We start from the raw sequence: 10,617 nt of genomic DNA on the forward strand, positions 1-10,617 counted from the left end.
CCCATCCCCGCCCGACGCCGCGCCCCCGCCCGACGCGGACACGCCCGAATCGTCGACTCCCCGAGGAGCGCTCCGGTGCCCACCCCAGACGTGAGCGTCGTCATCCCGGTCTACAACACCCGGCCCTACCTGCGGGCCTGCCTCGACTCGCTGCTGCGCCAGACGATCGGCCGCGACCGCCTGGAGATCGTGGCGGTGGACGACGGCTCGACCGACGGCAGCGGCCGGCTGCTGGACCGGTTCGCCGCCCGCCACCCCGGCACCGTGAAGGTGCTGCACCAGGCCAACTCCGGCGGCCCGGCCGCACCCTGCAACCGGGGCCTGGAGGTGGCGACCGGCCGGTACGTCTTCTTCCTCGGCTCCGACGACCACCTCGGCCCGGAGGCCCTGGAGCGGCTGGTCGCCGCCGCCGACCGCCACGGCTCGGACGTGGTGCTCGGCAAGGTGGTCGGGGTCAACGGCCGGCACGTCTTCTCCGACGTCTTCGCCGCCGGCAACGCCGTCGACGTGAGCCTGTTCGACTCCGCGCTGCCCTGGTCGCTGGCGAACACCAAGCTGTTCCGCCGGGACCTCGTGGACCGGCTCGGGCTGCGCTTCCCCGAGGACATGCCGGTGCTCAGCGACCAGCCGTTCACCCTGGCCGCCTGCTACCACGCCCGGCGGATCTCGGTGCTCGCCGACTACGACTACTACCACGCGGTGCGCCGCCTGGACGCCCGCAACATCACCTACCACAGCCGCGTCGACCAGCGCCTGGTCAGCGTGGAGCGGCTGTTCGCCTTCGTGGCCGGGCTCATCCCGGCCGGCGTCCGGCGGGACGCGGTGCTGCGCCGGCACGTCGGGCTGGAGCTGGCGCACCTGGTCGGCGACGACTTCCGCCGGCTGGACCGTGCCGCACAGGAACGGGTGCACGCGGCGGTGCGCCGGCTCGTCGAGCGGTACGTCACCGACGGGCTCCGGGACCGGCTCGACATCGAGGCCCGCCTGCGGCTGGGCGCCGTGACCGCCGGGGGCGTCGACGAGCTGCTGGCCATCATCGACCAGGACGCCGAGCGGGGTGTGCCGGCCACGGTGGTCGCCGACGGCCGCTGGCACGCCGGTTACCCGGGCGCGCCGGCCGCCTGGACCGACGTCACCGAGGTACGCGCCGACTGGCTCGCCCGGCTGGACACCGTGACGGTGAGCTGGACGGACGCGCACACGCTCGCGGTGACCACGCGCAGCCCGTACCCCCGCTTCGCCGCGGAGGCGGGGCCGGTGCGGCTGGTGGCCGGCCCGGTCGCCGGCACCACCCTGCTGGACGCCACCGACCCGACCGGCCGGACGGTACGGACCGACTTCCCGGTCGACCGGCTCCTTGCCGGCAGCGCGGCCAGCGGCCAGCGCCACCCGGTGCGGGCGGAGGTCGACGGTGGCCACGGCCGGGGCAGCGCCCCGGTCCGCGCGCCCCGGCTCGCCGCCGGCCGCCCCCGGCTGCTGCGCCAGGGCGCCCGCCTCTACGGGGTGGCCGCGACCGTCGACCCGCGCAACGGCCAGCTCGTGCTGTCGGTGGTGCCGGTGACCGTCGGGCAGCTGGCCAGCCGGCTGCGCCGGCGGTGGCGGCGGGCCGCGCCGGCCGTCACCCGCCCGGCGCCGGTCCCGGCGCCGGCCCGGCCGGCGGGCTCCCCGGCGCCGCTGAGCCCGACGAACCACGCCGAGCCGACCCCGAGCCAGGTGGGTCAGCTCACCGTCGCGTCCTGAGCCGCGGGGCGGGACGCTCGCGGCGGCGTCAGAGCGGGCGGGGATGCGGCTGGTCGAGGGGCATGGGGATCTGGAGGAAGGTGGTGCCGCGCAGGTCGAGCCAGGCCCGGTCGGGGGCCCGGACCAGACGCACCATCACCTCGGTGCACGCCGGGCAGCGCCCGATCAGCCCGGGGGCGTGCGAGTAGACGTGCAGCCCCGCCACCGGGCCGGTCATGCCGCAGTGGTCGCAGCGCCCCATGGCGGAACTCAGGTCGACGGCGAAGAGTTCGCGCATCGGGCCGTCGAGCATGTTGCCGTCCAGGTAGGACATGTCGGTCATGCGCTCTCCTCGGGTGGTCAGCCGGTCGGGCCGAACCGCTCGGTCCGCACCCGCCGGGTCGGGTGGCCCAGCCCCACCAGCAGGTCCGCCACGGTCTCCACGAAGCCCGTGGGGCCGCAGACATAGCAGAGCGGCTCCAGGTCGGGCGGCCAGCCGTGGCTGTTCACGTCGGCCAGGCCGATCCGGTGCGGCTCCCCCCGCCAGCCCTCCGGCGCCGCCCGGGTGTAGACGTAGGCCACGTCCAGGCCCTGGTCGTCGCGGGTGCGGCGGCGCAGCTCGTCGGCGTAGATGACGTCGTCGGGGGTGCGCACCGAGTAGATGAGCCGGAACGGCGCCCGGCTGCCGGCGGCCCGCCGGGCCCGGACCATCGCCATGAGCGGCACCACCCCGGAGCCGCCACCGACCAGCAGCACCGGCGCGGTCTCGTCGGTGCGCCAGACGAACCAGCCGCCCACCGGGCCGCGCACCTCCACCGGATCGCCCTCGGCGTAGGTGTCGCTGAGGTACGGCGACACCTCCCCGTCGGGCACCCGCTGCACGGTCACGGTGATCCGCTCCCCCTCGGCCGGGCCGGCCAGGGAGTACGAGCGCGCCGCCTGGTAGCCGTCCTCGGCGGTGAGCCGGATGTCGAGGTGCTGCCCGGGCTCGTGCCCCGGCCAGCCGGGCACGTCCAGCACCAGGGTCTGCGCGGTCGGCGTCTCGACCCGCCGCTCCACCAGCCGGGCGACCCGCCAGGTCAGTGGGGCGACCACCCGGCCGCCGGTCGTCGGGGCGGCCACCTCAGTCGCCCTGGTAGCGCTGCTCGCGCCAGGGGTCGCCGTAGTCGTGGTAGCCGGCGGTCTCCCAGAAGCCCGGCTGGTCGTCGGCGAGCAGCCGGACCCCGCGGACCCACTTGGCCGACTTCCAGAAGTAGAGGTGCGGCACGAGCAGGCGGGCCGGGCCGCCGTGCTCGGCCGGCAGCGGGCCGCCGTCGTAGGTGTGGACCACCCAGGCCCGGCCGCCCCGCAGGTCGTCCAGCGGCAGGTTGGTGGTGTAGCCGCCGTAGGAGTGGGCCAGCGCGTACCGGGCGGCGGTGTCGACGCCGTCGAGCAGGGTGTCCAGCGACACCCCCTGCCAGTCGGTGCCCAGCTTGGACCAGCGGGTGACGCAGTGGATGTCCACGTGCGGCGTCTCCTGCGGCAGGCCCATCAGCTCGTCCCAGGACCAGCGGTACTCGGCGCCCGTCTCGGCGGTGAGCACGAACTCCCAGGTGTCCAGCGACACCCGGGGCGTCGGCCCGGCGGAGAGCACCGGGAAGTCCTCGGTGAGGTACTGGCCCGGCGGCAGGGCCGGTTCGGCCGTACGGGGCCGGCCCTGGAAGCCCGGCGAGACGATTCCCACGCGTCAGTCGTACCACCTGGCGTGGGCCGGGGCGACGGGTTCGGCCGGGAGCCGCCGCGCCGGGTGACCGGCGCGGCGGCCGGGTCACCGCCGCTCGGCGAGGACCGCCTCCTCGCCGGTGGCCCGGTCGCGGGTCGCGCGCAGGCTGGTCAGGGTGACGATCACCAGGACGCCGATGATGACGCCGAGCGAGGCGAGGGTGGGGATCTGCGGCACCCCGGGCCAGATGCCGTGCGCCCAGTGCAGGCCCAGCTTGAGGCCGATGAAGGCGAGGATGGCGGCCAGGCCGTAGCTGAGGTGCACGAGGCGGCTCAGGGCGGCGTGCAGGACGAAGTAGAGCGCCCGCAGGCCGAGCAGGGCGAAGGCGTTGGTGGCGAAGACCAGGTACGGGTCCTCGGTGATGCCGTAGACGGCGGGCACCGAGTCGACCGCGAAGACCACGTCGGTGGCGAGCACGGCGACCACCACGAGGGCGAACGGGGTGAGCGCCCGCCGGCCGCTCTGCTGGATGGTCATCTTCGGACCGTGGTACTCGTCGACCACCGGCATGACCTTGCGCAGCAGCCGGACCGACCGCATCTTGTCGATGTCGACCTCCTGCTCGTGCCCGGACAGGGCGTCACGCAGCAGCTTCACCGCGGTGGCGACCAGGATGAGCGCGAAGAGCAGGAAGGCGAAGTCGAGGGTCTGCAGGGCGGCGGCGCCCAGGGCGATGAAGACCGCGCGCAGCACCAGCGCGCCGGCGATGCCGTAGAGCAGCACCCGCTGGGCCAGCACGGCGGGTACCGCGAACGCGGCCAGCAGCAGCATGAAGACGAAGAGGTTGTCGACCGAGAGCGACTTCTCGACCAGGTAGCCGGTGAGATACTGGACGCCCTGCTCCGAGCCGTAGCGGCCCCACACCCAGGCGCCGAAGGCCAGCGGCAGGGCGATGTAGAAGGCCGACCAGCCCAGCGCCTCCCGGAGGGAGACCTCGTGCGGCCGCCGGGTGACCAGGAAGTCGAGCACCAGCAGCGCCAGCACGCCGGCGATGGTCACCGCCCACAGGGTGGGGGTCCCCACCGACGACAACTCGGCAGCGGACAGGTACGACAACTCGGTCATGGAGCCTCCTCGAACACCGTGTCATGTTCGAGGTCTCCTTCACCCACCGTTCGTGGGCAACCACCCGAGGCGCGCCCGGGGCCCGCCGTACTGACCGGAATGGTTCGTGGGAAGTACTCCCCTCGCCGCCTCAAGGTTAGGGCAACCTCAACGTGGACGCCAAGTGGCGACGCGGGTGATTGCCCTGGTCAACCGCTGTGCGGAACGGTGGCCGTGGTGCCGCGCGGGCCGGGGCCCTATGGTGACGCGATGAGCAGTCAGGGACCGCTGACCGGCGTACGGGTGATCGAACTGGCCGGCATCGGACCCGGGCCGTTCGCCGCCATGATGCTCGCCGACCTCGGCGCGGACGTGGTCCGGGTGGACCGGGTCGGCGGCGGCGGCTTCGGCGACATCCCCGGTGACCTGCTGAACCGCAACCGCCGCTCGCTCGCCGTGGACCTCAAGACGCCCGAAGGACGCGAGGTGGTGCTGACCCTGGTCGCCGGGGCGGACGCGCTGATCGAGGGCTTCCGGCCCGGGGTCACCGAGCGGCTCGGCCTCGGCCCGGACGACTGCCGCGCCGCGAACCCCCGACTGGTGTACGCGCGGATGACCGGCTGGGGGCAGGACGGCCCGCTCGCCCACACGGCCGGCCACGACATCGACTACCTGGCGCTGACCGGCGCGCTGCACGGCATCGGCCGGGCCGGCGAGCGCCCCGTGCCGCCCATGAACCTGCTCGGCGACTTCGGCGGCGGCGGGATGATGCTGGCCCTCGGCGTCGTGGCCGCCCTGTACGCGGTCCGCGCCGGCGCACCCGGCCAGGTCGTCGACGCGGCCATCGTGGACGGCGTGTCGGTGCTGTCCACCCAGATCCACGCGCTGCGCCGCGCCGGCATGTGGCAGGACCCGCGCGGGGTGAACCTGCTCGACGGCGGCGCACCCTTCTACGACACGTACGAGTGCGCCGACGGGCGGCACCTCGCGGTCGGCGCCCTGGAGCCGCGGTTCTACGACGAGCTGGTCCGGCTCACCGGCTTCCCGCTCGACGGTGACGAGGCCCCCGACCGGCACGACCCGGCGAACTGGCCGGCGCTGCGCGCGGCCTGGGCCCGGCTGTTCCGCACCCGCACCCGGGACGAGTGGGCCGCCCTGCTGGCCGACTCGGACGCCTGCGTGGCGCCGGTGCTCGACTGGGCCGAGGCCCCGGGGCACCCGCACCTGGCCGCCCGGGAGGTCTTCGTCGCGCCCGACGGGGTTCCCCAGCCGGCCCCCGCGCCGCGCTTCTCGGCCACCCCCACCTCCGTGCGCCGGCCACCGCCCCGGCCCGGTGAGCACACCGACGAGCTGCTGGCCGAGGCCGGTCTCGACGCCGCCCGGATCGCCGCCCTGCGCGCCGCCGGCACGGTGGCCTGACGGGCGGTGTCAGCGGCGGGGCGCCAGGGCCGGTTCCACCATGTCCCGGAAGTCGCGCGGCAACTGGACCACCACGTCCTGGAACTCCCCGCTGGTGATCGCCTCGCGCAGCGTGCAGAACACGGCCCGCACCCCGTCCCGGGCGGTGTTCTCGTCGACGCCGGCCCGCGCGGAGACCCGGGCGACGAACTCGGCCGCGCCGAAGCGCTCGGCCGCCTCGGCGTGCGGGTCCGGCTTCAACAGCCCCTGGAGGGGCTTCGGCATCTGGGCGGCGAGATCCAGCACCTCACCGCCGGTCAACCGGTCGGTGAGGGTGGCCAGCGTGGCGCGCGTGAGCTCCGCCGCCAACTCCTGGGACGTCCCGGTACGCCGCGCCACCCGGCCGACGAAGGTGAGGTAGTGCATGGGTGGTACCCCCTTCGATGCTCAGCACCCGCGCGGCTACCCGTCACGACGGCCCGTAAACGGTGGCGGAATTCCACCGGCGCGCGGGGCGTGACCCGCGGTCCGGCGGGTAACCGCCGCCGGTCGTGACCGCAACTACAGGCGCGAGGAGCCCCACCCATGGCGAGTTACACCGACGTCCTCGAGTATCTGTCCGCGCTGGACTACCCGGCCGGCAAGGACGACGTCATCCAGGAGGCCGAACGGGAGGGCGCGCCGCCGGAGGTGTTGAAGGCGCTGCGTGCGCTGCCGCCGGTGGACTACGCCAACGGCACCGAGGTGGCCCGGTCGGCGGGCATCGACGCCGCCCCCGAGGTGGGTCGCTCGCAGCGCGCGGCGCAGGCCCGGGAGCCGCACACGCGGGTTTCGCAGCACCTGCGCGGCATCTGACCCCGCTCGGTGCCGCGCTGGACGGCCGCCCGGGTTCACGGACACGTGCCGGCGGCGCTTCAACTGGTGGTGATGGCGCTGGTCGGCGGCGCCGCCGCCGGAGCCGCCGCCGTCATGCTCGCGCCGGCACTCATCCCGCTCGTCGGGTGGGACGCCGCCGCGCTGAGCTGGCTCGCCCTGCAGTGGACGCGGCTGTCCCGGCTGGACGCCGCCCGCACCGCACGGCTGGCGAAGCTGGAGGACCCCAACCGGGCGACGCGTGACGCCCTGCTGCTGGCCGCCTGCCTGGCCAGCCTGCTGGCGGTCGGACTGGTGCTGACGATGGCGCACGACGTCCGAGCCGGACTGGTCCGGGACCTCTACGGTGCGCTCGGCGTCCTGAGCATCGTGGTCTCCTGGTTCGTGGTGCACACCGTCTACACCACCCGGTACGCCCGCCTCTTCTACAGCGGCGAGCCGGGCGGGATCAACTTCCACCAGGACGAGCCGCCCTGCTTCTCCGACTTCGCCTATGTCGGCTTCACGGTCGGCGCGACCTTCCAGGTCTCCGACACCGACCTGTGCACCTCGGAGATGCGCCGGACGGCCCTGCGGCACCTGCTGCTGTCGTACCTGTTCGGCGCGGTCATCATCGCCGCCACGGTGAACCTGCTCGCCAGCCTCGCCCAATGAGGCCGAGGTGACAGGCGGGCGCCCCGGGTCACGAACCGCGACCTGGGGCGCCACGCAGCACCTGTCCCCGCCGGTCCGCGCCCGAACCGGGTCGCGACCGACAGGCGGTGGATGTTCGCCCGAACCGGGCGGGCATCGCTGCCACGATCATCATACGACAGGGCATCAGCCGAACGGGTGAGTATCCCGGGATTGTGGCGGTCGGCACGTCCCGGTCATGCGGTCACCTCGGCGTACCGCTTCTCCAGATCCACCCGGGCCAGCGCCCCGACCAGCCAGGCCAGCCGCTCCGACTCGCCGCTCCCGGCCAGCCCGGCCAGGTCGTCGGCGGAGCGGCCCAGCCCCAGCCGGCGGGCCGCCGCGAGCGCCCGCCGGTCGGCCACCGGCGCCACCTCGCGCCACACCGCCTGCACCTCCCGCAGGAACAGGTCCGTGACCTCGTCGTCGACCCCGGGCAGCCCGGTCAGCAACCGCCGCTCCCGGCCCGGATCCTGGTGCGCCTCGGTGCGCAACCGCCGCAGGTCGCCCCGGTACGCGTCGACGATGTTCTGCGCCAGGTCACCGAGCGTGGCGGCGAGCGCGTCCACGTCGCCGCGCTGCCCCGCGGCGCGCAGCACGCGGACCCGGTCGGCGTGTAACGAGCGGGCCAGCCGGGCGGCGCTGTCCCAGCCGGCGTCCCGCAACCCCGTCGCCGCGTCGATCGCCTTGTGGAAGTCGCCCCGCCGGGCCAGCAGAACGGACAGGTAGAGCACCTGGAACAGCTGGGACGGGTTGTTCGTGACCCGGAACCCGTACCGTTCGGCGAACCCCCGCCCGTCCCCGGCGAGCCGGCGGACCAGCCGCTTCTTGTCCTCGACACTGGAAATCGCACTGGTGGTGGGCATGCCCGCCGTCTACCCGGGGCGGGCCAGGGCATTCAGCCGAGCGTGCCGCCGCGCCGGTCCCGCGCCTTGAGCCGGGTGGTGGGCAGCGCCGGGGCGGGCAGTGGAGGCGCCGCGTCGTCGGCCACCACGCCGAACCGCCGGCCCGCCATCCAGTCCTCGCGGGCGGCCACGACCTCCTCGTGCGACCGGCCCACGAAGTTCCACCACATGACCAGCGGCTCCTCGAACGGGGTGCCGCCGAGCAGCAGCAGCCGGCTGCCCGTGGCCGCCCGCAGGGTCAGCGCGTCCCGGCCGGCGCCCAGGTAGAGCAGCGCGCCGGGGGCGAAGGCCACCCCGTCCACCTCGGCGGAGCCGGACATGGCGAGCAGCCCGTACTCGAAGTCGCGGCGCAGCGGCAGCGTGGCCGGCGCCGGGCCGCGGACCTCCAGCTGCGCGCCGACCAGCGGGGTGTGCACCACGGCCGGGGAGCGCTCCCCGCCCACCTCGCCGACGAGCAGGGTGACGTCGAGGTCGCCGTCGCGCCATCGGGGCAGGTCGGCGTGGTGGGCGAAGTCGGCCGCGCCGCCCCGGGCCGGGTCGGGCAGCGCCACCCACAGCTGCACGCCGTGCATCACCGGCGGGTGCACCAGGGGCGAGCGTTCCGAGTGGGCGATGCCGTGCCCCGAGGTCATCACGTTGAGCTGGCCGGGCCGGATCGGCTGGACGTTGCCCAGGCTGTCGCGGTGCAGGATCTCCCCGTCGAGCAGCCAGGTGACCGTCTGCAGCCCGGTGTGCGGGTGCGGCGGCACCTCCATGCCGGGGCGCTCGGCCACGTCGTCCGGTCCGAAATGGTCGACGAAGCACCAGGCGCCGACCAGCCGCCGCTGCCGCTGCGGCAGCAGGCGGCGCACCGTGGTGTAGCGCCCCAACGGCACGTCGTGACCGGGCAGCAGCACGCTGCCCGGGTCCGTGGAGCCCACGCCAGGTGGGAGGGTCTGCGCCGGCAGGGATTCGGTACGGTCCACCGCCCGACTGTACGCTCAGGCGGCCGCGACGCTCCGGGTGTTCGCCCCGCTCACCGGCCCGAGGCGCCGCGCTCAGCCGGCCGAGACGCTCACGGTGTTCGCCCCGGCCGTCAGGTCGAGGTCGAGCCGGATCCGGGCCTGGTCCCAGCCGGGTGAGCTGACCACCTGGCCGGCGGCCACCCCGGTGCGACGGTCGCCGTACACGGCCACCGAGCCGGCGCCGGCCCCGACCCGGACCCGGGCCGGTGACCCGCCGGGAACGAGCACGGTCAGCTCGCTGACGCCGCCGCTGACCCGTACGGTCAGCGCGCCGGTCAACGGCGGCAGCCGCAGCCCCGTGCGGGACGCCCCGCCGACCAGGTCGATCTCGGCCAGCCGGGCCGCGCCCAGGTCGAGTTGCTGCTCGCTGACCCCGCCGGCCAGGCGTAGCCGCCAGGTCACCCGGGAGTTCAGCACCGCCTCGACAGCGGCCGGCCCGGACCGGCCGTTGTCCTGGACGCGCAGCCGGACCCGGTCCCCGGTCACCTCCGGCCGCGGGGTGACACCCGCAGCGTCTGGCGCGCCGATCCGGTACAGGTCGTCGCCCAGGTCCGCGGCCCGCAGCGTGAAGCTGGCCAGCGGGTCGACCAGCTCGAAGTCGGCCTGCCGCCGGTCGCCGCGCGGGGCGGTGAGCGTCTCCTCCGCCGCGGTGGTCACGCCGCCCGGCCGGCGGCCCTCGGCCGGCGTGGGCCGGTCGCTGTCGGCGGGCGTCACCTGCTGACCCTCGGTCGGCGTGGACCCGTGGCTCTCGATCGGCGCCGGCTGGTCGCCCTCCGCCGGCGTCGGCTGGCGGCCCTCGCCCTGCGGAGGCGCCTGGCCGGAGAAGGCGATTCCGAGTCGGCTCGGGTGGGACAGCGTCACGACCACGGCCGCCACGCCGAGTGCCACCACCAGCACCGCGGCGGCGGCCAGCAGGCGGGCGGCCCCGGACCATCCCGACCCGGTCGGCTCAAGGTCGGTCATGGTTGTTGTCCCCTCTCACCGGTCCCCGTCGGCTGATACGTCTCCATTTCGGGTTCAGTTCATTCCTGGAGACGCCGCTGGCCGGCACCCCGTGTTCGGGGTGCCGGCCAGCTCGCTTGTGTCAGCTGTTCCAGTGCTGGGCGACGATGCCGGTGGCCTGCTGCTCCCACTGGGCGTAGGCGTCCGGGTAGGCCGAGACCTGCACGGTCTGCGCGGCCTCGGTCAGCGGCATGCTCTCCCAGCCGTCAACCTGCTTCAGACCCTTCAGGAACGCCAG

The 10,617-nt window shown here is 74.9% G+C and carries 12 protein-coding genes; 4 read left to right on the forward strand and 8 right to left on the reverse strand.

Going from position 1 to position 10,617, the window contains the following annotated elements; genetic code table 11:
• Window positions 1-75: 75 nt before the first annotated feature.
• Window positions 76-1,740, forward strand: a complete 1,665-nt coding sequence (locus F8274_RS27385) for a glycosyltransferase (protein ID WP_151465250.1) — start codon at window positions 76-78, stop codon at window positions 1,738-1,740.
• A gap of 28 nt (window positions 1,741-1,768) precedes the next feature.
• Here the strand turns inward: F8274_RS27385 and F8274_RS27390 are convergent, their stop codons facing one another.
• The 4 genes from F8274_RS27390 to F8274_RS27405 all read right to left on the reverse strand — a co-directional run bounded on the left by F8274_RS27390 (window position 1,769) and on the right by F8274_RS27405 (window position 4,546).
• Window positions 1,769-2,062, reverse strand: a complete 294-nt coding sequence (locus F8274_RS27390) for a DUF6510 family protein (protein ID WP_151465251.1) — start codon at window positions 2,060-2,062, stop codon at window positions 1,769-1,771.
• A 17-nt stretch (window positions 2,063-2,079) separates the two neighbouring features.
• Window positions 2,080-2,841: a ferredoxin reductase gene (locus tag F8274_RS27395; RefSeq protein ID WP_151465252.1), complete on the reverse strand. Its 762-nt coding sequence runs from the start codon at window positions 2,839-2,841 to the stop codon at window positions 2,080-2,082.
• A gap of 1 nt (window position 2,842) precedes the next feature.
• Window positions 2,843-3,442, reverse strand: coding sequence for a sulfite oxidase-like oxidoreductase (locus F8274_RS27400; protein WP_151465253.1), 600 nt, complete (start codon window positions 3,440-3,442; stop codon window positions 2,843-2,845).
• Between the two features lie 84 nt (window positions 3,443-3,526).
• Window positions 3,527-4,546, reverse strand: coding sequence for a TerC family protein (locus tag F8274_RS27405; RefSeq protein WP_151465254.1), 1,020 nt, complete (start codon window positions 4,544-4,546; stop codon window positions 3,527-3,529).
• Window positions 4,547-4,795: 249 nt separating this feature from the next.
• Between F8274_RS27405 and F8274_RS27410 the strand changes: the two genes are divergently transcribed.
• Window positions 4,796-5,944, forward strand: a complete 1,149-nt coding sequence (locus F8274_RS27410; protein WP_151465255.1) for a CaiB/BaiF CoA-transferase family protein — start codon at window positions 4,796-4,798, stop codon at window positions 5,942-5,944.
• 9 nt (window positions 5,945-5,953) lie between these two features.
• Here the strand turns inward: F8274_RS27410 and F8274_RS27415 are convergent, their stop codons facing one another.
• Entirely contained in the window at window positions 5,954-6,349 is a 396-nt protein-coding gene (locus F8274_RS27415) for a DUF2267 domain-containing protein (RefSeq protein ID WP_151465256.1), read from the reverse strand.
• Window positions 6,350-6,508: 159 nt separating this feature from the next.
• On the opposite strand from F8274_RS27415, the gene F8274_RS27420 reads away from it, so the two are divergent.
• Together F8274_RS27420 and F8274_RS27425 are read left to right on the forward strand one after the other, a co-directional pair.
• Window positions 6,509-6,778, forward strand: a complete 270-nt coding sequence (locus tag F8274_RS27420) for a DUF2795 domain-containing protein (RefSeq protein WP_151465257.1) — start codon at window positions 6,509-6,511, stop codon at window positions 6,776-6,778.
• Between the two features lie 45 nt (window positions 6,779-6,823).
• A complete protein-coding gene (locus F8274_RS27425) occupies window positions 6,824-7,450 on the forward strand; it encodes a DUF1345 domain-containing protein (protein ID WP_151465258.1) in 627 nt (208 codons plus the stop codon).
• 215 nt (window positions 7,451-7,665) lie between these two features.
• On the opposite strand, the gene F8274_RS27430 is transcribed toward F8274_RS27425, so the two are convergent.
• The 3 genes from F8274_RS27430 to F8274_RS27440 form a co-directional block, all read right to left on the reverse strand.
• Window positions 7,666-8,334 carry a hypothetical protein gene (locus F8274_RS27430; protein ID WP_151465259.1) on the reverse strand — a complete coding sequence of 223 codons (669 nt, stop codon included), beginning with the start codon at window positions 8,332-8,334 and terminating at the stop codon, window positions 7,666-7,668.
• A gap of 32 nt (window positions 8,335-8,366) precedes the next feature.
• On the reverse strand, window positions 8,367-9,338 hold the full coding sequence (locus F8274_RS27435; protein WP_151465260.1) for a pirin family protein: 972 nt from the start codon (window positions 9,336-9,338) through the stop codon (window positions 8,367-8,369).
• Window positions 9,339-9,410: 72 nt separating this feature from the next.
• Window positions 9,411-10,340 (reverse strand): cell wall-active antibiotics response protein, encoded by a 930-nt coding sequence (locus tag F8274_RS27440; RefSeq protein WP_225854001.1) that lies wholly within the window; start codon window positions 10,338-10,340, stop codon window positions 9,411-9,413.
• Between the last annotated feature and the right edge of the window lie 277 nt (window positions 10,341-10,617).

Origin of the sequence: Micromonospora sp. AMSO31t (assembly GCF_008868175.1) — a bacterium.
Lineage (GTDB): Bacteria > Actinomycetota > Actinomycetes > Mycobacteriales > Micromonosporaceae > Micromonospora.